The 24,144-nt window shown below is 72.9% G+C and carries 25 protein-coding genes; 8 read left to right on the top strand and 17 right to left on the bottom strand.

Annotated elements, in window-relative coordinates; all coding sequences use genetic code 11:
- The first annotated feature begins 54 nt into the window (after positions 1 to 54).
- Positions 55 to 726 carry an MOSC domain-containing protein gene (locus DNK56_RS22725; RefSeq protein ID WP_111339480.1) on the top strand — a complete coding sequence of 224 codons (672 nt, stop codon included), beginning with the start codon at positions 55 to 57 and terminating at the stop codon, positions 724 to 726.
- Between the two features lie 90 nt (positions 727 to 816).
- Positions 817 to 1,590: an SDR family NAD(P)-dependent oxidoreductase gene (locus DNK56_RS22720; RefSeq protein WP_111337603.1), complete on the top strand. Its 774-nt coding sequence runs from the start codon at positions 817 to 819 to the stop codon at positions 1,588 to 1,590.
- Between the two features lie 60 nt (positions 1,591 to 1,650).
- Here the strand turns inward: DNK56_RS22720 and DNK56_RS22715 are convergent, their stop codons facing one another.
- Positions 1,651 to 3,426, bottom strand: coding sequence for a DUF2264 domain-containing protein (locus tag DNK56_RS22715; RefSeq protein WP_111337601.1), 1,776 nt, complete (start codon positions 3,424 to 3,426; stop codon positions 1,651 to 1,653).
- Positions 3,427 to 3,595: 169 nt separating this feature from the next.
- Between DNK56_RS22715 and DNK56_RS22710 the strand changes: the two genes are divergently transcribed.
- The 5 genes from DNK56_RS22710 (at position 3,596) to DNK56_RS22690 (ending at position 8,923) form a co-directional block, all read left to right on the top strand.
- Positions 3,596 to 4,675, top strand: a complete 1,080-nt coding sequence (locus DNK56_RS22710; RefSeq protein ID WP_111337598.1) for a substrate-binding domain-containing protein — start codon at positions 3,596 to 3,598, stop codon at positions 4,673 to 4,675.
- Positions 4,676 to 4,784: 109 nt separating this feature from the next.
- Complete coding sequence (locus DNK56_RS22705; RefSeq protein ID WP_111337595.1) at positions 4,785 to 6,113, top strand: ABC transporter substrate-binding protein; 1,329 nt, start codon at positions 4,785 to 4,787, stop codon at positions 6,111 to 6,113.
- A gap of 4 nt (positions 6,114 to 6,117) precedes the next feature.
- Positions 6,118 to 7,005 carry a carbohydrate ABC transporter permease gene (locus DNK56_RS22700; protein WP_111337593.1) on the top strand — a complete coding sequence of 296 codons (888 nt, stop codon included), beginning with the start codon at positions 6,118 to 6,120 and terminating at the stop codon, positions 7,003 to 7,005.
- Entirely contained in the window at positions 7,002 to 7,862 is an 861-nt protein-coding gene (locus DNK56_RS22695; RefSeq protein WP_111337591.1) for a carbohydrate ABC transporter permease, read from the top strand. Before DNK56_RS22700 ends, DNK56_RS22695 begins: the two co-directional genes overlap by 4 nt.
- A 32-nt stretch (positions 7,863 to 7,894) precedes the next feature.
- Positions 7,895 to 8,923, top strand: coding sequence for a hydroxyacid dehydrogenase (locus tag DNK56_RS22690; protein ID WP_111337588.1), 1,029 nt, complete (start codon positions 7,895 to 7,897; stop codon positions 8,921 to 8,923).
- 78 nt (positions 8,924 to 9,001) lie between these two features.
- Here the strand turns inward: DNK56_RS22690 and groL are convergent, their stop codons facing one another.
- The 8 genes from groL to tsaB all read right to left on the bottom strand — a co-directional run bounded on the left by groL (position 9,002) and on the right by tsaB (position 15,502).
- Positions 9,002 to 10,627: a chaperonin GroEL gene (gene groL / locus DNK56_RS22685; protein WP_111337586.1), complete on the bottom strand. Its 1,626-nt coding sequence runs from the start codon at positions 10,625 to 10,627 to the stop codon at positions 9,002 to 9,004.
- A 103-nt stretch (positions 10,628 to 10,730) separates the two neighbouring features.
- Positions 10,731 to 11,039: a co-chaperone GroES gene (gene groES, locus DNK56_RS22680; RefSeq protein ID WP_018101172.1), complete on the bottom strand. Its 309-nt coding sequence runs from the start codon at positions 11,037 to 11,039 to the stop codon at positions 10,731 to 10,733.
- A 254-nt stretch (positions 11,040 to 11,293) separates the two neighbouring features.
- On the bottom strand, positions 11,294 to 12,271 hold the full coding sequence (locus DNK56_RS22675; protein WP_111337584.1) for a polysaccharide deacetylase family protein: 978 nt from the start codon (positions 12,269 to 12,271) through the stop codon (positions 11,294 to 11,296).
- 135 nt (positions 12,272 to 12,406) lie between these two features.
- A complete protein-coding gene (locus DNK56_RS22670) occupies positions 12,407 to 12,877 on the bottom strand; it encodes a VOC family protein (RefSeq protein ID WP_111337581.1) in 471 nt (156 codons plus the stop codon).
- Between the two features lie 72 nt (positions 12,878 to 12,949).
- Positions 12,950 to 13,240 (bottom strand): hypothetical protein, encoded by a 291-nt coding sequence (locus DNK56_RS22665; RefSeq protein WP_111337578.1) that lies wholly within the window; start codon positions 13,238 to 13,240, stop codon positions 12,950 to 12,952.
- Positions 13,237 to 14,355: a tRNA (adenosine(37)-N6)-threonylcarbamoyltransferase complex transferase subunit TsaD gene (tsaD, locus tag DNK56_RS22660; RefSeq protein WP_111337576.1), complete on the bottom strand. Its 1,119-nt coding sequence runs from the start codon at positions 14,353 to 14,355 to the stop codon at positions 13,237 to 13,239. Before tsaD ends, DNK56_RS22665 begins: the two co-directional genes overlap by 4 nt.
- Positions 14,355 to 14,858 carry a ribosomal protein S18-alanine N-acetyltransferase gene (rimI, locus tag DNK56_RS22655; protein WP_111337574.1) on the bottom strand — a complete coding sequence of 168 codons (504 nt, stop codon included), beginning with the start codon at positions 14,856 to 14,858 and terminating at the stop codon, positions 14,355 to 14,357. The genes tsaD and rimI overlap by 1 nt, the downstream gene beginning before the upstream one ends.
- Complete coding sequence (tsaB, locus tag DNK56_RS22650; RefSeq protein ID WP_111337572.1) at positions 14,855 to 15,502, bottom strand: tRNA (adenosine(37)-N6)-threonylcarbamoyltransferase complex dimerization subunit type 1 TsaB; 648 nt, start codon at positions 15,500 to 15,502, stop codon at positions 14,855 to 14,857. The genes rimI and tsaB overlap by 4 nt, the downstream gene beginning before the upstream one ends.
- A 207-nt stretch (positions 15,503 to 15,709) precedes the next feature.
- Between tsaB and DNK56_RS22645 the strand changes: the two genes are divergently transcribed.
- Positions 15,710 to 16,249: a hypothetical protein gene (locus DNK56_RS22645; protein ID WP_111337570.1), complete on the top strand. Its 540-nt coding sequence runs from the start codon at positions 15,710 to 15,712 to the stop codon at positions 16,247 to 16,249.
- Positions 16,250 to 16,260: 11 nt separating this feature from the next.
- Here the strand turns inward: DNK56_RS22645 and DNK56_RS35515 are convergent, their stop codons facing one another.
- The 8 genes from DNK56_RS35515 to glmS form a co-directional block, all read right to left on the bottom strand.
- The gene (locus DNK56_RS35515; protein ID WP_199563654.1) at positions 16,261 to 16,437 is read right to left on the bottom strand and encodes a hypothetical protein; all 177 of its coding nucleotides are present in this window, start codon (positions 16,435 to 16,437) and stop codon (positions 16,261 to 16,263) included.
- A gap of 125 nt (positions 16,438 to 16,562) precedes the next feature.
- On the bottom strand, positions 16,563 to 17,117 hold the full coding sequence (gene tsaE / locus DNK56_RS22640; protein WP_111337568.1) for a tRNA (adenosine(37)-N6)-threonylcarbamoyltransferase complex ATPase subunit type 1 TsaE: 555 nt from the start codon (positions 17,115 to 17,117) through the stop codon (positions 16,563 to 16,565).
- A gap of 57 nt (positions 17,118 to 17,174) precedes the next feature.
- Positions 17,175 to 18,359 carry an alpha/beta fold hydrolase gene (locus DNK56_RS22635; RefSeq protein ID WP_111339478.1) on the bottom strand — a complete coding sequence of 395 codons (1,185 nt, stop codon included), beginning with the start codon at positions 18,357 to 18,359 and terminating at the stop codon, positions 17,175 to 17,177.
- Positions 18,360 to 18,376: 17 nt separating this feature from the next.
- Positions 18,377 to 19,573 (bottom strand): alanine racemase, encoded by a 1,197-nt coding sequence (gene alr / locus DNK56_RS22630; protein WP_111337565.1) that lies wholly within the window; start codon positions 19,571 to 19,573, stop codon positions 18,377 to 18,379.
- Positions 19,574 to 19,646: 73 nt separating this feature from the next.
- The gene (locus tag DNK56_RS22625; RefSeq protein ID WP_111337563.1) at positions 19,647 to 20,033 is read right to left on the bottom strand and encodes a DUF488 domain-containing protein; all 387 of its coding nucleotides are present in this window, start codon (positions 20,031 to 20,033) and stop codon (positions 19,647 to 19,649) included.
- A 42-nt stretch (positions 20,034 to 20,075) separates the two neighbouring features.
- Entirely contained in the window at positions 20,076 to 21,542 is a 1,467-nt protein-coding gene (locus DNK56_RS22620) for an NAD(P)H-hydrate dehydratase (RefSeq protein WP_111337560.1), read from the bottom strand.
- 53 nt (positions 21,543 to 21,595) lie between these two features.
- A complete protein-coding gene (locus tag DNK56_RS22615) occupies positions 21,596 to 21,964 on the bottom strand; it encodes a holo-ACP synthase (protein WP_111337557.1) in 369 nt (122 codons plus the stop codon).
- A 22-nt stretch (positions 21,965 to 21,986) separates the two neighbouring features.
- Positions 21,987 to 23,834, bottom strand: a complete 1,848-nt coding sequence (gene glmS, locus DNK56_RS22610; RefSeq protein WP_111337555.1) for a glutamine--fructose-6-phosphate transaminase (isomerizing) — start codon at positions 23,832 to 23,834, stop codon at positions 21,987 to 21,989.
- Positions 23,835 to 24,144: the final 310 nt, after the last annotated feature.

The raw sequence follows: 24,144 nt of genomic DNA, 5'->3' as shown, positions 1-24,144 counted from the left end.
ATGATTCGCAAGCGACTTTGGGCGGGCCTTGGGTAGCGTTCCGGTATGACCGCGATGACTGTGCTGACCGTGAACGCGGGGCGTCCCGCTCCGGTCTCCTACACCGATGCGCCGGGTGGCCGGACGGGGATCGACAAGCGGCCCGTCGACGGGCCGGTCCGGGTCGCCGACCCGGGTCCGAAGGGCGAGGGCGGCAGCGGTCTCGCCGGGGACGCGGTGTGCGATCTGCGCCATCACGGCGGCTCCGACCAGGCCGTCTACGTCTTCGCACGCGAGGACCTGGACGCCTGGGAGCGGGAGCTGGGCCGGCCGCTGCCCAACGGCTCGTTCGGCGAGAACCTGACCACGGCCGGGCTGGCGGTGAGCACCGCGCTGATCGGTGAGCGCTGGCGGATCGGCGACGGCCTGGTCCTGGAGGTGACCAGTGGCCGGATTCCGTGCCGTACGTTCGCCGGTCATCTGGGCGAGGAGCGCTGGGTCCGGCGGTTCACCCGCGCGGCGGCGCCGGGGGCGTACCTCCGGGTCGTCGCGCCGGGCACCGTGCGGGCGGGCGACCCGGTCGAGATCGTGTACCGGCCGGACCACGAGGTGACGGTGGAGCTGCAGTTCAGGGCGGTGACGACGCGGCGCGACCTGCTGCCGCTGCTGCTGCCGGCCGGGGCCGCCCTGCACCCCGAGTCGCTGCGCAAGGCGCGCGCGTACGAGGCGCGGCTCCCCGCCTCCTGACGCGGGGGCTCCGGGGGCGCGGGCGCCCGGCTCCGGAAGCGGCGCCGGGGGCCGGGGACGGCCGGATTCCGATGCTCTACCGTGCCGCGTATGACGACTGCACTGATCACGGGCGCGACGGCGGGCATCGGTGCCGCCTTCGCCCGGCGGCTCGCCGCCGACGGGTACGACCTGGTCCTGGTGGCACGGGACGCGGACCGGCTGCGCGAGCAGGCGACCGAACTGCACGACCGGCACGGCATCGAGGCGGAGGTGCTGCGGGCGGACCTGTCCGAGGACAAGGGCATCGGCGCGGTCGAGAAGCGTCTCGGCGACCGCAGACAGCCGGTCGATCTCCTGGTGAACAACGCCGGGTTCGGCAACAGGGGCCGCTATCTGGAGGTCCCGATGGCCGACGAGCTGGCCATGCTGAAGGTGCACTGCGAGGCGGTGCTGCGGCTGACCTCCGCCGCCGCGCCCGCCATGCGCGAGCGCGGCAGGGGCGGCATCGTCAACGTGGCCTCGGTCGCCGCGTTCCTGCCGCGCGGCACCTACGGGGCGTCCAAGGCGTGGGTGGTGCAGTTCAGCCAGGGCGCGGCGAAGGACCTGGCCGGGTCGGGCGTGCGGCTGATGGCGCTGTGTCCGGGCTTCGTGCGTACGGAGTTCCACCAGCGGGCCGGGATGGGCACGGACAACATCCCCGGCTGGATGTGGCTCGACGCGGACAAGCTGGTGAGCGCGGCGCTCGCCGACCTGGCGCGCGGGAAGACGGTGTCGATCCCGGACCCGCGCTACAAGGCCCTGATGGGCGCCGCGAAGCTGGCACCGCGCGGCCTGCTGGGCGGGATCAGCTCGCGTACGGGCCGCAAGTACGGCCCCCAGTAGGACGGCGCCGGGTGTACCGGCGCGGGATGTCCCGGCGCGGGATGTCCCGGCGCGGTCCGCTCAGGACTCCGCCGGGACACGGAGGACGGCGGTCGTGCCGTCCTGCCAGGTCACCCGGATCTCGTCGGGGCCCTGGACGCGCACGTCCGCGAGGGCGGTGACGGGGTCCGGGTCCGGCTCCCCGGTGAGCGAGGCCAGGGCCACGAACAGGGACCGCTCCCCGGTGGTGACGCCGTCCACCGCGAGGAGTCCGGAGGTCTCGCCGAACATCGTGGACCCGCCGGGGAACCGGTGCGCGGCGCCGCCGTAGCCGTGCACCGGGTGGAGCTGCGCGGTGAGCGCCGGGTCGTCCGTGGCCCAGCCGGTCTGGCGTACGGGGGTGCCCTCGGGCGCGCCGACGACCAGGTGCGCGCGGACCTCGGCGCGGCCGTGGGCGAGGGTGGCGGAGACGACCCGGACGCCGGGGTGCGGGGTGTGCGCGGAGACGGCGGCGCCGGGTCCCGCGGTGCGGGGTTCGGCGGTGCGGCGGGTGGTGGGCCCGGCGTCGAGGAGCAGCGCGAAGTGGTTGTCGCGTGCGGCGCCGCCGTGGGTGGGGCCGGTGCGGGTGGAGTACGCGAAGCGGGCGTAGCCGGGGTCCTCGTCGTCGCCCACGTGGTTCGAGCCGTGGTTGTGGAGCCGGACCAGGCCGTCCGCGGCGGTGGACTGGAGCAGCATGCCGGTCGGGCCGAGGAGGGTCACGGCGTCCTCCCGCTCGACGGGCAGCGGTTCCTCGGGGGCCGTCCAGACGGGGTGGTCCGCGGGCATCAGCAGTCCGAGGAAGCCCTTGGACGCCCAGTACGGGGAGGCGGGCCCGGAGTAGCTCTGGAGCAGGGGCTCGTAGGGGCCGTGCCAGCCGAGGGTGAGCAGGCCGTTCGCGTCGGTGGCGCCCCGGTCCAGGAAGTGGCCGAGGGTGGCGGAGGCGAGGCGGCGGGTGGCGCCGGGGGCGAGCGGGGTGTGGCCGGTCAGCGCGCCGAGCCAGGGGGCGGCGGCCGCGGCGAACCGGTAGGTGAGGGAGCGGCCGAACGGCATGGGCGCGCCGTCCGCGCCGAACATGCGGGTGTAGTCGGCGAGATGGCGGTGCAGCCGGGGGCCGTAGCGGTCCAGGAGGTCGCGGTCGCCGGCGAGGTGGGCGTGCAGGACGGGGTAGAGGTGCATCGCCCAGGCGTTGTAGTGGTCGAAGGAGCGGTTGGGGCCGTCGCTGTACCAGCCGTCGCCCAGGTACCAGTCCTCGATCCGTTCCAGGGCGCGGTCGATGGTGTGCCGGGCCCGGTCGGTCTCGATGCCGGCGTCCTGGAGGAAGCCGGCGACGGTGAGGCCGAAGAGCCACCAGTTGTTGTTCACCGGGGACGGGCCGAGGGCGGGCAGCAGCCATTCCGCGGCGCGCTGCCGGGTGGTGTCGTCGAGGGTGTCCCAGAGCCAGGGGCGGGTGAGGCGCAGCCCGAGGGCGACGGAGGCGGACTCCACGACGGCCTGGCGGGTGCCGGCCATGTCCGGCCAGGCGTCCGGGCCGCCGGCCGGGGCACAGGTGCCGGCGGCGAGTCCTCCGGCGTAGCGGTCGAGGTGGCCGTGCGGGTCGTCGCCGCGGGCCCCGGCGACGCGCAGGGCGGCGAGCAGCCAGGTGCGGGCGTAGCCTTCCAGGCCGTCCGACGCGGGTCCGGACCAGCTGGGGCGGGGTCCCGGGAGGTCGATGCGGCCGTGCCGGGGCGAGGCGTAGGGGCGTACCGCGCACAGCAGTTGGTCGGCCGTCCGCTCCCAGTCGGCACGGGTGCGGGCCGGGTACGGGGTCGTCTTGGGCATGATGCTCCCCTGGAGGCGGACTTCGGCGTCGCCGGAAATCCTCGACCGGGGAGCGATCGAACGTCAAGACGTGCGTATCGAATGATCGAAACTTCCGACAATCGATCACGGCGTAATAAGGTCTGGCCAGCCGAGCCATCACATCGCGATTTGCAAGGGGACTGCCGCCGTGCGCGAGAGTGCTGCTGAACGTCACGACCGACTGCTGGCCCTGGTGCGGGAGCGCGGTTCGGCCCGTGTCTCGGATCTCGCCGGCCTGCTCGGGGTCTCCCCCGTCACGGCACGCCGCGATGTCGAGGCGCTGGCCGAACGCGGGCTGCTCGACCGGGTGCACGGGTCGGTCTCCTGGCCCGCGTCCGCGTCCGGCCCGGCCGCGCCCGATCCGGCGGGCGGCCCGGTGATAGGTCTGATCGCCCCCTCGGCCACGTACTACTTCGCCGAGGTCATCCGGGGTGCGCACGAGGCCGCGGACCGGGCGGGGGCCCGGCTGGTGCTGCGGATCTCCGACTACCGCCCGGAGGAGGACCGGGCGCGCGCCGAGGGGCTGCTGGCCGCCGGGGCGGACGGGCTGCTGATCGCCCCGGCCTGGCGGGGGGCCGGGGACCAGGCGGCGTACGGGGACTGGATGGCCGCGCTGCCGGTGCCCGCCGTGCTCCTGGAGCGCACCCCGGAGCCGGGCTCGCCGCTGGACGGCCTGGACCGGGTCTGCTCCGACCACCGGCACGGGGTGCTGCTCGCCGTGCGCCATCTGGTCGGCCTGGGCCACGGCACCCCGCTGCTCGTCGCCCGCGCCGACAGCCCGACCGCGCTGGCGGTGCGCTCCGGCTACGAGGACGCCCTGGCCGTGCTGGGGCGCACGGACGCGCCGCCGATGATCGGCACGTCCGGCCCCGAGGTCGACCCGGAGCGCTTCGACGCGGCGGTGCGGGAGGTGCGCGAGGCGGTGGTCTCCGGCCGGGCCACGGCCGCGCTGGTGCACAACGACGTGGACGCGATCCATCTGGTGCAGCGCCTGTCCGACCTGGGGGTACGCGTCCCGGAGGACCTGGCGGTGATCGCGTACGACGACGAGGTGGCCGCGCTCGGCGACATACCGCTGACCGCGGTCAGCCCGCCCAAGCGCCATATCGGGCGCCACGCAACGGAGTTGCTGCTCACCCGGCTCGGCGCCGGGCGGGACGACGACGAGCCGGGGCGGCATCTGGCACTGCTCCCCCGGCTGCGGGTGCGGGCTTCGACCACTCGATAACGTTCTGATCTTTTCTCGATCATTCAATCTTTCGCTCTTGACTTCGGACAGCGCGGCGCCAAGGATCTCGCCCAACGTCAATGTCGCCGCCGATCCCAGGAGCTTCGCCGTGCATCGCAGTTGGAGCAGAACGACTCTTTCCATAGCCGGAGCCGTCACCGCCCTCGCCGTCGTCACGGCGTGCGGCGGCAGCGGCGACGACTCGTCCGGCGGCGGCACCGGCACCGCCGCCAAGCCGGTGACCATCACCTTCTGGGGCTGGGCCAAGGGCACCAAGGAGGTCGTGGACGCGTTCAACGCCTCGCAGAAGAACATCCGCGTGAAGTTCGAGGAGACCCCGTCCGGCAACGCCGGCGGCTACGCCAAGATCTCCAACGCGATCAAGGCGGGCAACGCCCCCGACCTGGTCTCCGTCGAGTACCCGCAGCTCCCCGAGTTCGTCAGCCAGGGCGGCTTCCAGGACATCGGGACGTACCTGACCGACGACGTGAAGAAGAAGTTCCTCCCGCAGGCGATCGAGCAGACGACCCTCGGCGGCAAGAGCTGGGCGGTGCCCTTCGACGCCGCGCCGCAGGCGTTCTTCTACCGCAAGGACCTGTTCACCAAGTACGACATCGCGGTACCCACCACCTGGGACGAGTTCCGCAAGGCCGCCGAGAAGGTCAAGAAGGCCGACGCCAAGGCCCGCATCGGTACCTTCTTCCCGGACGACCCGACCACCTTCGAGGCGATGGTCTGGCAGGCCGGCGCCCAGTGGTTCAAGGCCGACGGCGACACCTGGAAGGTCGACACCACCGACGCCGCCACCGTCAAGGTCGCCGACTACTGGCAGGGCCTGGTGAAGGACGGCCTGGTCCGCTCCGACACCTCCTTCTCGCCCGCCTGGACCAACTCCCTCAAGACCGGCGGCACCATCGGCTACCTCGGCGCCTCCTGGGGCGGCGGCGTCCTGGGCGGCACCCTGCCCGAGCAGAGCGGCAAGTGGGCCGTCGCCCCGATCCCGACCTGGGACGGCGAGCCGGCCGGCGGCATGCTCGGCGGCACCACCTTCGCCGTGCCGAAGAACAGCGAGAAGGCCGCCGCCGCCGTCGAGTTCGCCACTTGGATGACCACCACGGAGAAGGGCATCGAGGCCCGTATCTCCTCCGGCACCTCCAGCGCGTTCCCGGCCGCGCTCGCGCTGCGCCCGGCCGCGAAGAAGGCGTTCGACACCGGGTTCTACGGCGGCCAGGACATCTACCGGGTCTTCGAGGACGGCGGCTCCGCCATCCGGCAGGGCTGGACCTGGGGCCCCTCGATGGGCACCACCAACACCGTCCTGAAGGACCAGTTCGGCAAGGTCGCCGGGGGCGGCACCACCATCCCCGACGCGGTGAAGGCCGCCCACGACGCGACCGTCGCGGAGCTGACCAAGCGCGGCCTGAAGGTCGAGGGCTGACCGGATGAAGGCCCGCACCCGCGCCGCCGCGACCCTGCTGACCCCGTTCTTCGTCCTGTTCACCGTCGTGATGCTGATCCCGATCGGTTACGCGGTCTGGCTCAGCCTCTTCACCGAACAGCAGTCGGGGCTCGGCTTCGGCGGCTCCGAGACGGTCTTCACGGGGCTCGGCAACTACGCGGCGGCGCTGGGTGACCGGGTCTTCCGCGACGGCTTCCTCGTCCTCATCGGCTACTGCGTCATCTACATCCCGCTGATGGTCGGCGGGGCCCTGGCACTGGCGCTGCTGCTGGACTCGGCGCTCGCCCGCGCCAAGCGCTTCTTCCAGCTCGCGCTGTTCCTGCCGCACGCCGTGCCCGGCATCATCGCCGCGATGATCTGGCTGTACCTCTACACGCCGGGCCTGAGCCCCGTCGTCTCCGCCATGCACTCCGGCGGAATCGGCTTCGACTTCTTCTCGCCTTCCGGCGCGCTGCCGTCCGTCGTCAACATCGCGCTGTGGGAATGGCTCGGCTACAACATGGTCATCTTCTACGCCGCGCTCCAGGCCATCGACCGCTCCGTGCTGGAGGCGGCCACCGTGGACGGGGCGAGCGGCCGGCGCATCGCGCTCAGCATCAAGCTCCCGCTGATCCGCACCTCGGTCCTGATGGTCGTGCTCTTCACGATCATCGGCTCGCTCCAGCTGTTCACCGAGCCCCTGATCCTCAACACCGGCTCCGGGTCCGCCGTCTCCTCCTCCTGGACACCGAACATGTACGCCTACACCGCGGCCTTCTCCCGCAACGACTTCGGACTCGCGGCCGCCGCCTCCGTCCTCCTGGCGCTCGCCGCCGCGCTGCTGTCCTTCGTCGTCACCCGCCTCACCGGCCGGAAGGGGGCGGACGCATGAGCACCTCCGCGCCGCGCAGGAACAACCCCTGGCTGTCCAAGGCGGCCGTCAACGGAGCACTGCTCCTGGCCGTCCTCTACATGCTCTTCCCGCTCGTCTGGCTGGTCACCGCCGCCACCAAGGACACCGGCTCGCTGCTCGCCGGGGACACCTTCTCCTTCAAGGGCTTCGACCTCTCCAAGAACCTCTCGGACATCGCCTCGTACGGGGACGGCGTCTACTTCCGCTGGTACGGCAACAGCCTGCTGTACGCCGGCGTGGGCGCCGCCGTCTGCTCCCTGATCTGCGTCGCCGCCGGATACGCCTTCGACAAATACGAGTTCCGGGGCAAGGAGAAGCTCTTCGGCCTCGTCCTGCTCGGGGTGCTCGTCCCGACGACGGCCCTGGCCCTGCCCATGTACCTGCTGGCCAGCAAGCTGGGCATCGTCAACACCTACTGGTCGGTGCTGATCCCGGTCCTGGTGAACCCCTTCGGCGTCTACCTCGCACGGGTCTTCGCCGCCGGATACATTCCGGGCGAGGCGCTGGAGGCCGCGCGCATCGACGGGGCCGGCGAGCTGCGCACCTTCTTCTCCATCGGGCTGCCGATGATGATGCCGGGGTTCGTGACCGTCTTCCTCTTCCAGTTCACCGCGATCTGGAACAACTTCTTCCTTCCGCTGGTGATGCTGTCGGACCGCGAGCTGTTCCCGCTGAGCCTCGGTCTGTACTCCTGGAACACCAACACCCACAGCGAGCCCGGCTTCTACCCGCTCGTGGTCACCGGGTCGCTCCTCGCCGTCATCCCCCTGATCGTCGCCTTCGTCTCCCTGCAGCGGCACTGGAAGGCCGGACTCACCGCCGGCAGCGTCAAGTAGCCCACCGCTCACCCGAGGGAGCCTCCACCACCATGCAGCCCACCCCCGATCCCCGTCCTTCGGTCCTGCTCGCGATGGGCCCGGACATCTACGAGCGCCTGTTCGAGCAGCGCCACCGCGACCGGCTCACCGCCCTCGCCCGTACGGACCCGGCCCTCGTCGCCCACGACCTGGCCGCCCCCGACCCGCGCGTCGCCGCCGCCCTCGCCGAGGCCGACGTGCTGCTGACATGCTGGGGCGCGACCCCGCTCACCCCGCAGGTCCTCGCCGCCGCGCCCCGGCTCAGGGCCGTCGTCCACGCGGCGGGCTCGGTCAAGCACCACATCACCGACGCCTGCTGGGACCGCGGCATCGCCGTCTCCTCGGCGGCCGGGGCCAACGCCCTGCCCGTCGCCGAGTACACCCTGGCCACCATCCTGCTCGCCAACAAACGCGTCCCGCACTCCGCGCACGTCTACCGCGAGGTGCGCGCCGACCACGACTGGCGCGCCGAGCTGGACGGGGCCGGCAACTACCACCGCACCGCGGGCATCGTCGGCGCCTCCCGCATCGGCCGCCGCGTCATCGAGCTGCTCCGCCCCTTCGACCTGCGGGTCCTGCTGTACGACCCGTTCGTCGGCGAGGAGGAGGCGGCGCGGCTGGGCGTCGAGCGGGTCGGGCTGGACGAGCTGTGCGCCCGCGCCGACGTCGTCTCGGTGCACGCCCCCCAGCTCCCCGCCACCCGCCATATGATCGGCGCCCGCCAACTGGCCCTGATGCGGACCGGGTCCACGCTCATCAACACGGCCCGCGGCTCGCTGATCGACGAGGCGGCCCTGCTCCGCGAGGTCGTACCGGGCCGGCTGCACGCCGTACTGGATGTGACCGACCCCGAGGTGCCGCCCGCGGACTCGCCGTTCTACGAGCTGCCGAATGTGCTGCTCACCCCGCATGTGGCGGGCTCCCTCGGCAACGAGCTGCACCGGATGACCGATCACGCCCTGGACGAACTGGAGCGGTACGCGCACGGCCTGCCGTTCGCCGAGCCGGTGCGCCCGGCGGATCTCGGCCGCTCCGCCTAGGGCTTCCGTACACATGTGAAGGCCCGGTCCCCCGCGTGGGGGACCGGGCCTTCACCGCTTCACGCGGTCAGCCGTGCGTCAGTGGCTGTGACCGTGGCCGTGGCCCGCGGCCTCCGGCTCCTCCTCGGCCGGCTTCTCGACGACCAGGGTCTCGGTCGTGAGCAGCAGCGAGGCGATGGAGGCGGCGTTCTCCAGGGCGGAGCGGGTGACCTTGACCGGGTCGATGACGCCGGCCTTCACCAGGTCGCCGTACTCGCCGGTGGCGGCGTTGAAGCCCTGGCCCTTGTCCAGCTCGGCGACCTTCGAGGTGATGACGTAGCCCTCGAGGCCGGCGTTCTCGGCGATCCAGCGCAGCGGCTCGACGGCGGCGCGGCGGACGACGGCGACACCGGTGGCCTCGTCGCCGGTCTTGCCGAGGTTGTCCTCCAGGACCTTGACGGCGTGGACGATGGCGGAGCCACCACCGGAGACGATGCCCTCCTCGACCGCGGCGCGGGTCGCGGAGATGGCGTCCTCCAGACGGTGCTTCTTCTCCTTGAGCTCGACCTCGGTGGCGGCACCGACGCGGATCACGCAGACACCGCCGGCCAGCTTCGCCAGGCGCTCCTGGAGCTTCTCGCGGTCCCAGTCGGAGTCCGTGGCCTCGATCTCGGCCTTGATCTGGTTGACGCGGCCGGCGACCTCGTTGGACTTGCCGCCGCCGTCGACGATGGTGGTGTCGTCCTTGGTGACGGTCACGCGGCGGGCGGTGCCCAGCACGTCCAGACCGGCCTGGTCGAGCTTGAGGCCGACCTCCTCGGCGATGACGGTCGCACCGGTGAGGGTGGCGATGTCGCCGAGCATGGCCTTGCGGCGGTCGCCGAAGCCCGGCGCCTTGACGGCGACGGCGTTGAACGTGCCGCGGATCTTGTTGACGACCAGCGTGGACAGGGCCTCGCCCTCGACGTCCTCGGCGATGATCAGCAGCGGCTTGGAGCCACCGGCCTGGATGACCTTCTCCAGGAGCGGCAGCAGCTCCTGGATGGAGCCGATCTTGCCCTGGTGGATCAGGATGTACGGGTCGTCGAGGACGGCCTCCATACGCTCCTGGTCGGTCACCATGTACGGGGACAGGTAGCCCTTGTCGAAGGCCATGCCCTCGGTGAAGTCGAGGTCCAGGCCGAAGGTGTTGGACTCCTCGACGGTGATGACACCGTCCTTGCCCACCTTGTCCATGGCGTCCGCGATCAGCTCGCCGACCTGGGCGTCCTGCGCGGAGAGCGCGGCGACGGCGGCGATGTCGGACTTGTCGTCGATCGGGCGGGCGGTCGCGAGGAGCTCCTCGGACACGGCCTTGACCGCGGCGTCGATGCCCTTCTTCAGGGCGGCCGGGGAGGCGCCGGCGGCGACGTTGCGCAGACCCTCGCGCACGAGCGCCTGGGCCAGGACGGTGGCGGTGGTGGTGCCGTCACCGGCCACGTCGTTGGTCTTGGTCGCCACCTCCTTCACCAGCTGCGCGCCGAGGTTCTCGTACGGGTCGTCGAGTTCGACCTCGCGGGCGATGGTGACACCGTCGTTGGTGATGGTGGGGGCACCGAACTTCTTGTCGATGACGACGTTGCGGCCCTTGGGGCCGATCGTCACCTTCACCGTGTCGGCAAGCTTGTTGACGCCGCGCTCGAGGGCGCGACGGGCGTCCTCGTCGAACTTCAGGATCTTCGCCATGGAGCTGAACTGTCCTCTCAAGAACAAGCACTGCGCCCCCAGCCTCCCGGCTGGTTATCTCGCACGGGGCCAGGGGCGCAGAACAGAAGCAAACGTGGGTGAATTACTTCTCGATGATCGCGAGCACGTCGCGAGCCGAGAGGACGAGGTACTCCTCGCCGTTGTACTTCACCTCGGTGCCGCCGTACTTGCTGTACAGCACGACATCGCCGGTCTTGACGTCGAGCGGCAGGCGCTCGCCGTTCTCGAAGCGGCCCGGTCCCACGGCCAGGACGACGCCCTCCTGGGGCTTCTCCTTCGCCGTGTCCGGAATGACCAGGCCGGAGGCCGTGGTCTGCTCGGCGTCGAGCGGCTGGACCACGATGCGGTCCTCGAGCGGCTTGATCGCAACCTTGGAGCTGGCGGTCGACACGATCCGGTCTCCCCCTTCGGAGATCTCACGGGGTTTAACAGTCTTTGGGATGGCGACCAGGTGAGCCCGTCGTCGCGGGTGCCGGACCTGCCGGTCGCACAGTACTGCTGGCACTCTCCAGTGGGGAGTGCCAGCACTGAGACTATGACCGTGATTAGCACTCGGTCAAGCGGAGTGCCAATTCACGCCCCTCGTGGCGGATACCGGGGTCCGGGCGGGGTCCCGGCAGGGTCCCGGCGGGGCCTGGAGCGCTCCTATACGTAGTCCTCCAGGCGCGCCACCGCGAACCCCTGGTCGGTGACGACCTTCATCACGGACCGGATCAGGTCGGGCATGCTGCCCTGCCACTCCTTCTCGCCCCGGAAGTGGGTGAGGATGATGTCGCCGGGGTGCAGCTTCGCCTCGCCCTCGCGCCACTCCATGTGATCGGGGAACGCCTCCGCCTCCCACAGCGGTACGGCGGTGATGCCGCAGGACTCGGCGATCTTCAGGGTGTCGGTGTTGTAGTTGCCGAATGGCGGCCGGAAGATCCGGGGCCGCTTGCCGAACCGCTTCTCGATGACGTCCTGCTGGCCACAGATCTCGTGCTTCTGCTCCTCGTAGGAAAGGCCCGGCAGATAGCGGTGGTTGAGGGTGTGGTTGTTGAGCGCGACCCCGCGCGCCTGGGCGTCCTTGAAGTACGCGTAGTCGTCGCGCACCAGGTAGTCGCTGAGGAAGGCGCTGTACGGGATGTTCAGCTCCGACATCATCCGCAGCAGCTCGGGGTCCTTGTCGTCCCCGTCGTCCATCGTCAGGAAGACGACCTTGTCCTTGGTGGGGACGCGGGTGAAGACCGGCGGCAGCGAGTCGTTCTGGCCCTCGACCTCGAAGCCCTCGCGGGTGGTCAGGTGCGGCTTCTCGGCCGGCGGGGCCGGGGCCGCCAGCGGGGTGCCCACCAGGCCCCACTTCCTGGCCGCGACCGCGCGGGCGGCCTGGGCGAGCTTCGCCCGGTGTGCCCGCTCGGCGCGGGTGCCGAGGGCTCCGGCGGCCGGTTCCGCCGGGGCGCCCGCCTGTCCGGCGCGGAGCCCGGCCCCGGGGGCGGCGCCCGCGCCCTGGTCACCGGCCGCGCAGCCGGACGCGGCGGCGGCGACCAGGAGCCCGGCCAGGACCGCGTAGCCCGGTCGTCGCCGCAGGAGCCCCCGCCTCCGCCGCTGCCGCCCGTCCGCCGCCGTGCCCGGTTCACGACCATTCATGGTCAATTTTTCCTTTTGTCGTACTGGCTGCATGGCGCCGGATACTGCCAGTACGACAAAAGGCTTCCTGGCCGACACCGCCGCCGGGCCCCGCCGGTCCCCCGACCGGACCAACCCGGAGGCGGGCGGCAGGGCTCAGGCGTTGCGGATGGCCTCGATGTCCAGGCGCTTCATGCCGAGCATCGCCTTCATGGCGCGGGCCGCCTTCTCCGGGTCCGAGTCGGTCAGGGCCTCGCCGAGACCCGGCGGGACGATCTGCCAGGAGAGGCCGTACCGGTCCTTGAGCCAGCCGCACTGGCCCTCCTGGCCGCCGCCGGAGGACAGCGTGGACCAGAGCCGGTCCGCCTCCTCCTGCGACTCGCACTCCACGGAGAGCGAGACGGCCTCGGTGAACGGGAACTCGGGCCCGCCGTCGAACGCGACGTACTCCGCGCCGTCCAGCCGGAAGCGCACGGTCATCGCCCGGCCCTCCTCGCCGGGGGCGGCGGCGGTCCATCGGGTGACGTCCAGGACGCGCGAGTCGCCGCCGATGACGGAGACGTAGTAGTCGGCCGCCTCCTCGACCTGGTCCTTCTCGAACCACAGGAACGTGGTGACCTTCTGCATGGTCCACTCCTCACACGGGGGCACCTACGGGGCGAAGTGCCGTGAAGGGTAGACCGCGCGGACGGCCGGAACTCATCGCCCGGCCGGGGTGTCGGCGCCTCCCAGCGATTCGAAGCGCCAGCGGTGGACCGCGCGGGTGACCAGGGCCGCGTCCGGCTCGGGCAGCTCCGGCAGCTCGTCGGCGTAACCGGCCCGCCACCAGGTGATGACCAGGACCCGGTCCTGCGGGGCGCGCAGCAGTTCACTGCGGAGCGGGGGGCGGGGCAGCTCGGCGGCGCGGGCGCGGGCCCAGTCGAGCAGGTCCCCGCCCCGCCCCTCGGCGGCGCGGGCCTCCCACATCAGGGCGGTGACCGGGGTGCTCATGAGTAGAGGTTGTCCTTGCTGATCTCGTGCACGTGGTCGTGGTCGTGCGCATGACCGTGCCCGTGGGTGTGGGCGCCCGGTACGTGGGTCTCGGTGACCGGGAGGGAGGAGTCGGCGGACAGCTCCAGGTCGGAGGCGGGCCGGTTGCGGGCGACCATCTCGGCGCCGAGCGCGGCGACCATCGCCCCGTTGTCGGTACACAGCTTCGGGCGGGGCACCCGCAGCCGGATGCCGGCCCGCTCGCACCGTTCCTCGGCGAGCGCGCGCAGCCGGGAGTTGGCCGCGACGCCGCCGCCGATCATCAGGTGGTCGACGCCCTCGTCCTTGCAGGCGCGGACGGCCTTGCGGGTGAGCACGTCCACCACGGCCTCCTGGAAGGACGCGGCCACGTCCCGTACCGGCACCTCCTCGCCGGCCGCCCGCTTGGCCTCGATCCAGCGGGCGACGGAGGTCTTCAGGCCGGAGAAGGAGAAGTCGTAGGCGGGGTCGCGGGAGCCGGTCAGACCGCGCGGGAAGGCGATGGCGGCCGGGTCGCCCTCGCGGGCGAGCCGGTCGATGACCGGGCCGCCGGGGAAGCCGAGGTCCAGCACGCGGGCGATCTTGTCGAACGCCTCGCCGGCCGCGTCGTCGATGGTCGCGCCGAGGGGCCGTACGTCGTTGGTGATGTCGGGCGCGAGAAGCAGCGAGGAGTGCCCGCCGCTGACCAGGAGCGCCATGGTGGGCTCGGGGAGCGGGCCGTGTTCCAGCTGGTCGACGCAGATGTGGGAGGCCAGGTGGTTGACCCCGTAGAGCGGCTTGTTCAGCGCGTACGCGTACGCCTTGGCGGCGGAGACGCCGACGAGCAGGGCGCCCGCGAGGCCGGGCCCGGCGGTGACGGCGATGCCGTCGAGGTCGCGGCCGGTGACACCGGCCTCCTTCAGGGCGCGCTCGATGGTGGGGACCATCGCCTCCAGGTGCGCGCGCGAGGCGATCTCGGGGACGACGCCGCCGAACCTGGCGTGCGTGTCGACGCTGGAGGCGACGGCGTCCGCGAGGAGCGTGGTGCCCCGGACGATGCCGACCCCGGTTTCGTCGCAGGAGGTCTCGATGCCGAGTACGAGGGGTTCGTCAGCCATCAGTGGGTCCCGTTTTCTTCTGCTTCTTCGTGTACGTGGAGGCGCATGACGAGCGCGTCGATGTTGCCCGGCTGGTAGTAGCCGCGCCGGAAGCCGATCGGTTCGAAGCCGAAGCGTTCGTACAGCTTCTGGGCGCGGGTGTTGTCGACGCGGACCTCCAGCAGCACCTCGGCGCACTCGAAGGCGGTGGCGTGCCGGAGCAGGTCGGTCAGCAGCTCGGCGCCGAGGCCGGTGCCCCAGTGGTCGCGGGCGACGGCGATGGTCTGTACGTCGGCGAGGTCGCCGGCGGCGGCGAGGCCCGCGTAGCCGACGAGCCGGCCGGTGGCCGGGTCCTCCGCGACCACGTAGCGGCGGGTCGCGGCCGGTCCGCGGGCGTACGCCAGCTCGGACCAGAACATGCCGGCCGACCAGGCGTCGTCCGGGAACAGCTCGTGTTCCAGGGCGAGCACCGGATCGATGTCCCACCAGCGCATCTCGCGCAGCACGGCGGTCGTGGCGGTCACTTCGGGGTGACCACCTTGTAGTTCTTCGGGACCTGCGCGTCGGGCCTGCGCAGGTAGAGCGGCTGCGGCGGCAGCAGTTCCGCGCCGGCCGCGAGGCGTTCGGCGGCGAGGCCCGCGAGGGCACCCGCGGCAAGGTGTTCCGGGCCGCGCGCGTCCGGGAACGCCTCCGGATAGAGCACCGCGCCCGCGCCGACGACCGGGAGGCCCGCGAGCTGTTCCGCGATGTCGGCGGGCCGGTCGACCGAAGGGCCGGCGGTCCGGGTGCGGCCGTCCTCGTAGCGCGCCCAGTAGACCTCCTTGCGGCGGGCGTCCGTGGCGACGGCGAAGGGGCCTTCCAGGCCGGCGAGCCCGGCGGCGTACGCGAGGCCGTCCAGCGTGCACAGGCCGTGCACGGGCACGGAGAGCGCGGAGCCGAAGGTGGCCGCCGTGACCAGGCCGACGCGCAGTCCGGTGTACGGGCCGGGGCCGACGCCCACGACCACGTCCGTCACGGCGTCGAGTTTCACCCCGGAGACGGCGAGGACCCGGTCCACGGCGGGCAGCAGCAGCTCCCCGTGCCTGCGGGCGTCGACCCGCACGGATTCGGCGAGGACTCGGGTTCCGTCGTGCAGGGCGACGGTGACGGCGGGGGTGGCGGTATCCATAGCGAGCAAGAGCACGCAAACAGCCTACGGCTCCGGCGCGGCCCACCCCGTGCCCCGTACGGCGTCCCGGTCCGGGCGGCCCCGGCTGCTACCGTCACCGGGTGTACGCGGAGTACGTGTAAACGCTTGTACGACTTATGGCACGCGCCTGATGGGCGGACGACGGCGAAAGAGGCACGCACGGTGGCAAGGGGCAGCTCGGGATTCGTGGCCGCGCTCACCGCGGCGGCCGTCGCGGTGGTCGGTTTCCTGGCCTACCAGGCGTCCGCGAATGTGCCGGACGACCTGGCCACGAAGCCGGAGGCGTCCGCCAGCGCGTCGGCCCCGGCCGGCGAGCACACCGCGCCCGCGCCGAAGAAGGACCCGCTCGCCGTCCCGGCCGGCTCCGGCACCGGCAAGCGCGTCGTCTACGCGCTGGCGGACCGCCGGGTGTGGCTGGTGGACGCGAAGAACCGGGCCACCGCCACGTTCCGGGTGATGCCGAGCCCGGTGAGCGCGGTGCCCGGCACGTTCTCGGTGACCTCGCGGTCCGGCAGCGTGAAGGGTTCGGACGGGGTGCCGATCGAGCACGTCGTGCGGTTCGCCACGGTGAACGATGTGACGATCGGCTTCAGCGCCGCGACGGACGGCTCCATGGAGGAGCCGGACCCGACCGTGAAGACGGGCGGCGTGCGCATGTCCCGCGAGGACGGCGACGCGGTGTGGCGGTTCGCCACGGTGGGCGTGAAGGTGGTCGTCGTCCCGTAGGGGCCCTGCGGTCAGTCGCCGGACGGGCCCGAGCGGGGCGCTCGTCCGGCTTTCGCCGTGCGCCGGTCCGCCGGCTGCGGCACCACCGGCGGTGTGGACACCGCGTTGGCCGCCGCTCCGGCCGCCAGCAGGACGCTCATCGGTACCGCCGCACGCGGCGGCCGCGCTTCGCGCTCGGACGTCGGCATGGAAGCCTCCTGGAGCTCCGGTGGGGCGTGGTTAGGTACACCTAACTACGCTCTCTTCCTCCATGTCACCACGCCTGCCCCGTTCCGCGCAACATTTTCCCGACACCGCGTCGGAAACAACGGTGTCAGCCCCAGGGCGCCCAGGATTCGTTGCGCAGCCCCGCCCAGCGCGCCCCCACGCCCACCAGCGTCACCGCGCGCCGCTCGTCGTCGGTGTCCCCGACGGCGCGGTCGATGAACACCTGGAGCCGGTCGTCCGACAGCTCCTCGACCTTCCCGTCGCCCCACTCGACCACGACCACCGAGTCCGCCAGCGAGACGTCCAGGTCCAGGTCCTCCATCTCGTCGAGCCCGCCGCCCAGCCGGTAGGCGTCCACATGGACCAGCGCGGGCCCGCCGGAGAGCGGGGGGTGCACCCGGGCGATCACGAAGGTCGGGGAGGTCACCGCGCCGCGCACGCCCAGGCCCTCGCCGAGCCCCCGGGTCAGGGTCGTCTTGCCGGCGCCCAGCTCGCCGGTGAGCATGACCAGGTCGCCGGGGCGCAGCACGGCGGCGAGCCGGCGGCCCAGGGCCCGCATCTGTTCGGGGGAGTCGACGGCCAGCTCGATACTGACGGCGCCGGGGATGTTCCGGTACGCGGCGGCCTCGCCGGCCGCCGGGCTGTTCTGCGCTGCTTCCATGCCCGAAACGTTAGAGGATTCCGGGGCCCCGGGAATGCCGGCGGATCTCCGGGAACGTCAGCGGATCTCCGGCACCGCGCCCGCCCGCACCAGCAGGTCGGCGAGGCGGTCGGTCACCGTCTCCGGGTGCTCCAGCATCACCAGGTGCCCGGCGTCCGGCACGATGACCAGCTCCGCGTCGGGCAGCCGGTCCGCGATGGCCTCGCTGTGCGAGCCGGGCGTCACCAGGTCCTTGTCCCCGGCCAGGACGAGGACCGGGATGTCGCGGAAGAGGGCCAGCGCCGCGCTCTTGTCGTGCTCCGCGAAGGCCGGGTAGAACTCCGCGACGACGTCGATCGGGGTCGACTCGATGAGCCGTTCCGCGAACCGGGCGACGGCCGGGTCCACGTCCTTCGAGCCGAAGGAGTACCGCTTGATCAGTCCGGCGAACAGGTCGGCGGTCGCCCGGCGCCCCCGTTCCACCAGCTCCGGCTGCGAGCCCAGCGCCCGCAGCACGCCGGGCAGCACCCGCCGCACCGCCTTCATGCCGGCGACGGGCAGCCCGAAGCTGACCTCGTCCAGCCGGCCGCTCGACGTACCGACGAGGGCGACGGCGGCGACCCGGTCCCGGATCAGCTCCGGGTACCGCTCGGCCAGCGCCATGATCGTCATGCCGCCCATGGAGTGGCCGACGAGGACGAGCGGGCCCTCGGGCGCCGCCGCGTCGATGACGGCCTTCAGGTCGCGCCCGAGCTGGTCGATGCCCACGGGCACCCCGCCTCCGGCGGCGGCCTGGGCGCGCCCGCGTTCGGAGCGGCCGTGGCTGCGCTGGTCCCAGTGGACGGTGCGCACGAGCCCGCGCAGGGCGGCGCGCTGGAAGTGCCAGGAGTCCTGGCCCAGGCAGTAGCCGTGGCTGAACACGACGGTGACGGGGGCGGGCGCCTTGCGCCCGAAGAGGCGCCGTCTGCGGGGGTCCGCGCCGGCGGTGTCCCCCGGGCCCGATGCGCCCCCGGCCGGGTCCACCTCGTCGACCTCGTAGTACAGCTCGGTGCCGTCGTCGGCGGTGGCGTGGCCGGGCCGGCCGCGCAGCGAGCCGTACGGGGCGGTGGCGTCCAGGGCCAGCCTGGCCCGCCTGCGCATGCTCCGGCCGACCGTCAGCCGCTCCACCGCGACCCCGGCGGCCGCTCCGGCGGCGAGCACGCCTATGGCGGCGCCCGCGATTCCCGCCCGGCGCCAGCCAGCGGCCGGACCGGCCGCGGCCATCGCCTCGCCGGCCCCGCTCACCGCGCCGCGCTCCCCGTCGTCCGCAGCGCGCCGCCGGCCGCGGCGCCCTCGGGTGTCGCGCCGAGGTGGACGCGCGGCACCCGGCCGCCGATCCGGGTGACGATCTCGTACGCGATGGTGCCGGCGGCCCGTGCCCAGTCCTCGGCGCTCGGCTCGCCCCGGTCGCCGGGGCCGAACAGCACCGCCTGGGTGCCGGGGGCCGGCTCGTCGCCGTCCAGGTCGACGACGAACTGGTCCATGGCGACCCGGCCCGCGACCGTCCGCCGTACCCCGCCGATCAGGACCGGGCCCCGGCCGGAGGCGTGGCGCGGGACGCCGTCGGCGTACCCGAGGGGCACCAGGCCGAGGGTGGTCGGGCGGGGGGTCGTGTAGTGGTGGCCGTAGCTGACGCCGTGCCCGGCCGGGACGTGCTTGACCAGGGCGACGGGCGCGGCGAGCGTCATCACGGGCCGCAGTCCGAGGTCGGCGGAGGTGCCCAGCTCGGGGCTGGGCGAGATGCCGTACATGGCGATCCCGGTGCGCACCAGGTCGAAGTGGGACTCGGGAAGCGTGAGGGTGGCCGGGGAGTTGGCGATGTGCCGCACCTCGGGCTCGACGCCGGCCTTCTCGGCGTACGCCACCATGTCCCGGAAGGTGGTCAGCTGGGCGGTGATCGAGGGGTGGCCCGGCTCGTCGGCGCAGGCGAAGTGGGACCACAGGCCGGTGACGCGGACGGTCCCGGCGCGTTCGGCGGCCAGGGCGGCGGCGATCAGTTCCGGCCAGTCGGCGGGCCGGCAGCCGGCCCGGCCGAGTCCGGTGTCGGCCTTGAGGTGGATTCGGGCGGGCCGGCCGGCGGCGAGGGCGGCCCCGGCGGCCTCGCGCAGCGCCCACCGGCCGCTCACCGACACGTCCACGTCGGCCTCGATCGCCTCGCGCCAGGGCCCGCCGGGCGTCCAGAGCCAGCACAGCATCCGGCCGCCGAGCCCGGCCGCGCGCAGGGCGAGGGCCTCCTGCGGGGTCGCGGTGCCGAGCCAGGTGGCGCCGGCCGCCTGTGCGGCGCGGGCGCAGGGGACGGCTCCGTGGCCGTAGGCGTCGGCCTTGACCACGGCCATGAGGTGCGCCCCGGCCGTCCGGGCACGCAGTTCGCGCACGTTGGCGCGGAGTGCGGCAAGGTCGATCTCGGCACGGGCTTGCTGGGGCGCTGTCTCGTTCATATCGCGCCCAGTCTCTCACCGCCGTGCCGCGCGGCGGCCGTGGCGGGGCTGGGCGGGCCGGTCGCGGGCCGGGTCAGCGGTGGTGCAGCTCGTGGTCCAGATGCTCCACGAGCACCGGCACATGGCTGCGTTCGATGTCCTTGACGGCCGTGACGAGAGTCACCGGGCCGCCCTCGCGGTACAGGCCGGCCAGCTCGTCCACGGCCGCCGACTGCGCGGGTCCGGCCAGTTCGGCGCGGTAGCGCTCGACGAAGTCGTCGTAGCGGGTGCCGGAGCGGTCCTCGTGGTACCAGGACCGCAGTTCGGCGGTGGGGGTGAGGTCCTTGAGCCAGCGGTCGATCGCGGCGTGTTCCTTGGACACCCCGCGCGGCCAGAGCCGGTCGATCAGGACCCGGGTGCCGTCGTCGTCCTCCACCTCGTCGTAGACCCGGTGGACACGGATCTCACCGCTGCTGCTCACGGTCGGTCACCTCTCGTGTGCGGATGCTGCCCCCAGGATCGCTCAGGCCCGGACGTCCCGCCATGCCGCGGGGATCGCGTCGGCGACGTCCAGCGCGGCGAGCGGGGAGCCGTCCGCCGCGCGGCGGGCGGCGAGCCCGTGCAGATGGGCCCCGGCGGACGCGGCGTCGAGCGGGGCGAGTCCGGCGGCCAGCAGGGAGCCGGTCAGCCCGGAGAGCACGTCGCCGCTGCCCGCGGTGGCGAGCCAGGGGGTGCCGGTCGGGTTGACCCGGACCGGGGTGTGCGGGGCGTCCGAGGCGATCAGGGTGGTGGAGCCCTTGAGCAGCACGGTGGCGCCGAACCGGGCGGCGAGTTCCCGTACGGCGGCGAGCCGCCCCGCCTCCACCTCCTCGCGGGCCGTGCCGAGCAGCGCGGCGGCCTCCCCGGCGTGCGGGGTCAGGACGGTGGGCGCGTCCCGGCCCCGGACGACGGCCGGGTCGAGGAGCCGCAGCCCGTCCGCGTCGACCAGCACCGGCACATCGGTGGCCAGCACGTCGGCGACGGCGTCCACCGCGTCGGTGCCGTCGCCGAGCCCGGGTCCGACGACCCACGCCTGTACGCGTCCGGCTCCGGAGGGGCGGCCGGGGTGGACCAGGGTCTCCGGGTGCCGGGCGATGACCGCGTCGGCGCCGGGGCCCGCGTAGCGGACGGCGCCCGCACCGCCGCGCAGCGCCCCGGAGACGGCGAGGACGGCGGCGCCCGGATAGCGGGCCGATCCGGCGGCGATGCCGACGACGCCGCGCCGGTACTTGTCGCTCTCGGCGGCGGGCACCGGCAGCAGCGCGGCGAGGTCGGCGTACTGGAGGGACTCCAGGTCGGGCACCGCGGGGAGTTCCGGGCCGAGTCCGATGTCGACGAGGCTGAGCGCGCCGGCCCGTTCGGCGGCCGGGTCCACCAGGAGCGCCGGCTTGTAGGCGCCGAAGGTGACGGTGACGTCGGCGCGCACCGCGTCGCCGGTGACCTCGCCGGTGTCGGCCTCGACCCCGCTGGGCAGGTCCACGGCGAGGACGGGCGCGCCGTGCGCGGTGTACCGGCGGACGAGCGCGGCGGCGCCGGGGCGCAGTCCGCCGCGTCCGCCGATGCCGGTGACGGCGTCCACGACGAGGTCGATGCGCCCGGCCCAGTCCTCGTGGACGGTGCTCTCCTCGCCGTCGACGAGGTGTCCGCCCGCGGCGCGCAGGGCCGCGCTGCCGCCCTCGTGGGCGCGGCCGGGGACGACCCGGACGGCGACCACGCCGGCGCCGCGCCGGGCGAGCCGGGCGCCGGCGTACAGGGCGTCGCCGCCGTTGTCGCCGGTGCCGACGAGGAGGACGACGCGGGAGCCGTACACCCGGCCGGCCCGGCGCAGCAGTCCGGCGCAGGCGGCGGCGAGCCCGGCGGCGGCGCGCTGCATCAGCGCGCCTTCGGGAAGCCGTGCCATCAGGGCCTGTTCGGCGGCCCGTACGGTGGAGACGCTGTAGGCGGTACGCATGCCTCCCAACGTATGCGGTGTCCGCCGCGGGCGCCCGGCCGGGCCGGGGCCGCTCAGCCCTCCGCGATCACGACGGCCGAGGCGACGCCGGCGTCGTGACTGAGCGACACGTGCCAGTGCTTCACACCCAGTTCGGCGGCGCGGGCCGCCACCGTGCCGCGTACCCGCAGCCGGGGTTGGCCGCTCTCCTCGACGTACACCTCGGCGTCGGTCCACAGCAGTCCCCGGGGGGCGCCGAGTGCCTTGGCGAGTGCCTCCTTGGCGGCGAACCGGGCGGCGAGCGAGGCGACGCCGCGCCGCTCGCCGCCGGGCAGCAGCAGTTCCCGGTCGACGAAGAGGCGCGCCGCGAGCTGCGGCGTGCGCTCCAGCGCCGCGTCGAACCGCTGGATCTCCGCCACGTCGATCCCGACCCCGATGATCACGTTCCCACCCTCGTTGCTCGTCTCATTCCACGGTGACCGACTTGGCCAGGTTGCGCGGCTGGTCGACCTCGTTGCCGCGGGCCGTCGCCAGTTCGCAGGCGAAGACCTGCAACGGCACGGTGGCGACCAGCGGCTGAAGCAGCGTAGGCGTTGCGGGGATGCGGATGAGGTGGTCGGCGTACGGGACGACCTCGTCGTCGCCCTCCTCGGCGATGACGACGGTGCGGGCGCCGCGGGCGCGGATCTCCTGGATGTTGGACACGATCTTGCCGTGCAGGACGGAGCGTCCGGCCGGGGACGGCACCACGACGACGACGGGCAGGCCGTCCTCGATGAGGGCGATCGGTCCGTGCTTGAGCTCGCCTGCGGCGAACCCCTCGGCGTGCATGTACGCGAGTTCCTTGAGCTTGAGCGCGCCCTCCAGGGCGACCGGGTAGCCGACGTGCCGGCCGACGAAGAGGACGGTGTCGTGGCCGGCGAGGGAGCGGGCCAGTTCGCGGACGGGTTCCATGGTGGCCAGGACCCGTTCGACGGAGCCGGAGATCTCGGAGAGCTGCCGGATGACGGCGCGGATCTCGTCGCCCCACTTGGTGCCGCGCACCTGGCCCAGGTAGAGGGCGACGAGGTAGCAGGCGACGAGCTGGGTGAGGAATGCCTTGGTGGAGGCGACGGCGACCTCGGGGCCCGCGTGGGTGTAGAGGACGGCGTCGGACTCGCGGGGGATGGTGGAGCCGTTGGTGTTGCAGATGGCGAGCACCTTGGCGCCCTGTTCGCGGGCGTGCCGCAGGGCCATCAGGGTGTCCATGGTCTCGCCGGACTGGGAGATGGCGACGACCAGGGTGTGCGGGTCCAGGATCGGGTCGCGGTAGCGGAACTCGCTGGCCAGTTCGGTCTCGCAGGGGATGCGGGTCCAGTGCTCGATGGCGTACTTGGCGATCATTCCGGCGTGGAAGGCGGTCCCGCAGGCGACGATGACCACCTTGTCGACCTCGCGGAGTTCGCCGCGCGTGATGCGCACCTCGTCCAGGTGGAGGGTGCCCACGGGGTCGATGCGGCCGAGGAGGGTGTCGGTGACGGCCTTGGGCTGTTCGGCGATCTCCTTGAGCATGAAGGAGGCGTAGCCGCTCTTCTCGGCGGCCGAGGCGTCCCAGTCCACGTGGTACTCGCGGACCTCGGCGGGCGCGCCGTCGAAGCCGGTGACCAGGACGGTGTCCCGGCGGGCCGCCACGACCTGGTCCTGGCCGAGTTCGATCGCGGACCGGGTGTGCTCGATGAACGCGGCGACGTCGGAGGCGAGGAAGGACTCCCCGTCGCCGACGCCGACGACGAGCGGTGAGTTGCGCCGGGCGCCGACGACGGTGTCGGGCGCGTCGGCGAAGACGGCGACCAGGGTGAACGCGCCTTCGAGGCGGCGGCAGACCTGGCGCATCGCCTCGGCGGGATCGCCGCTGCGGCTGTACGCCTCGGCGAGGAGGTGGGCGACGGTCTCGGTGTCGGTCTCGGAGCGCAGGTCGTGGCCGCGGTCGCGGAGTTCGGCGCGCAGGGCGGCGAAGTTCTCGATGATCCCGTTGTGGACGACGGCGACGGTGCCGGCGTTGTCGAGGTGCGGGTGGGCGTTGGTGTCGGTGGGGCCGCCGTGGGTGGCCCAGCGGGTGTGGCCGATGCCGGCGTGGCCGGCGGGCAGCGGGTGCTCGCTCAGCTCCTTCTCCAGGTTGACGAGCTTGCCGGCCTTCTTGGCGGCGGCCAGCCCGCCGTCGGCGAGGACGGCGATCCCGGCGGAGTCGTAGCCCCGGTACTCCAGCCGTTTGAGGCCGGCCACGACGACGTCCTGCGCCGACTGCCCGCCGACGTATCCCACGATTCCGCACATACCGGTCCCTTTCCGAAGATCAGCCCCTGTTCTTCGCATAGTCGCAGAAGTGCCTCTTATTTCAAGCCCAGCGCGGCGACTGCGCATCCAGCCAGGACCGGTGGCGGCCGCCCCCTCCCGCACCACCGGCCCCCTCACCCCATGCCCACGTCAAAAGAAGGTCAACGGAACCGCAGAGGAACAGAACCTTCCGAATCCGGCACGCTCTCCGCAGGCCCCGGAGAACGCCTCTGACCAGGCGCCAAAAATGCGGTTATGGGACTTCAAGATACTTCTATTTGAGCATCCCCGGCCCTCGCTGATTGAGTCT

The organism is Streptomyces sp. AC1-42W (assembly GCF_003248355.1).
Classification (GTDB): domain Bacteria; phylum Actinomycetota; class Actinomycetes; order Streptomycetales; family Streptomycetaceae; genus Streptomyces.
This window is presented reverse-complemented; position numbering and strand designations above follow the sequence as displayed.

What these genes read in the sequence shown, in the direction of transcription:
- DNK56_RS22725 (WP_111339480.1), top strand. Translation starts at nt 55, where the DNA reads ATGACTGTGCTGACCGTGAACGCGGGGCGTCCCGCTCCGGTCTCCTAC.
- DNK56_RS22720 (WP_111337603.1), top strand. Translation starts at nt 817, where the DNA reads ATGACGACTGCACTGATCACGGGCGCGACGGCGGGCATCGGTGCCGCC.
- DNK56_RS22715 (WP_111337601.1), bottom strand. Translation starts at nt 3,426, where the DNA reads ATGCCCAAGACGACCCCGTACCCGGCCCGCACCCGTGCCGACTGGGAG.
- DNK56_RS22700 (WP_111337593.1), top strand. Translation starts at nt 6,118, where the DNA reads ATGAAGGCCCGCACCCGCGCCGCCGCGACCCTGCTGACCCCGTTCTTC.
- DNK56_RS22695 (WP_111337591.1), top strand. Translation starts at nt 7,002, where the DNA reads ATGAGCACCTCCGCGCCGCGCAGGAACAACCCCTGGCTGTCCAAGGCG.
- DNK56_RS22690 (WP_111337588.1), top strand. Translation starts at nt 7,895, where the DNA reads ATGCAGCCCACCCCCGATCCCCGTCCTTCGGTCCTGCTCGCGATGGGC.
- groL (WP_111337586.1), bottom strand. Translation starts at nt 10,627, where the DNA reads ATGGCGAAGATCCTGAAGTTCGACGAGGACGCCCGTCGCGCCCTCGAG.
- DNK56_RS22675 (WP_111337584.1), bottom strand. Translation starts at nt 12,271, where the DNA reads ATGAATGGTCGTGAACCGGGCACGGCGGCGGACGGGCGGCAGCGGCGG.
- DNK56_RS22670 (WP_111337581.1), bottom strand. Translation starts at nt 12,877, where the DNA reads ATGCAGAAGGTCACCACGTTCCTGTGGTTCGAGAAGGACCAGGTCGAG.
- DNK56_RS22665 (WP_111337578.1), bottom strand. Translation starts at nt 13,240, where the DNA reads ATGAGCACCCCGGTCACCGCCCTGATGTGGGAGGCCCGCGCCGCCGAG.
- tsaD (WP_111337576.1), bottom strand. Translation starts at nt 14,355, where the DNA reads ATGGCTGACGAACCCCTCGTACTCGGCATCGAGACCTCCTGCGACGAA.
- tsaB (WP_111337572.1), bottom strand. Translation starts at nt 15,502, where the DNA reads ATGGATACCGCCACCCCCGCCGTCACCGTCGCCCTGCACGACGGAACC.
- DNK56_RS35515 (WP_199563654.1), bottom strand. Translation starts at nt 16,437, where the DNA reads ATGCCGACGTCCGAGCGCGAAGCGCGGCCGCCGCGTGCGGCGGTACCG.
- tsaE (WP_111337568.1), bottom strand. Translation starts at nt 17,117, where the DNA reads ATGGAAGCAGCGCAGAACAGCCCGGCGGCCGGCGAGGCCGCCGCGTAC.
- DNK56_RS22635 (WP_111339478.1), bottom strand. Translation starts at nt 18,359, where the DNA reads ATGGCCGCGGCCGGTCCGGCCGCTGGCTGGCGCCGGGCGGGAATCGCG.
- alr (WP_111337565.1), bottom strand. Translation starts at nt 19,573, where the DNA reads ATGAACGAGACAGCGCCCCAGCAAGCCCGTGCCGAGATCGACCTTGCC.
- DNK56_RS22620 (WP_111337560.1), bottom strand. Translation starts at nt 21,542, where the DNA reads ATGCGTACCGCCTACAGCGTCTCCACCGTACGGGCCGCCGAACAGGCC.
- glmS (WP_111337555.1), bottom strand. Translation starts at nt 23,834, where the DNA reads ATGTGCGGAATCGTGGGATACGTCGGCGGGCAGTCGGCGCAGGACGTC.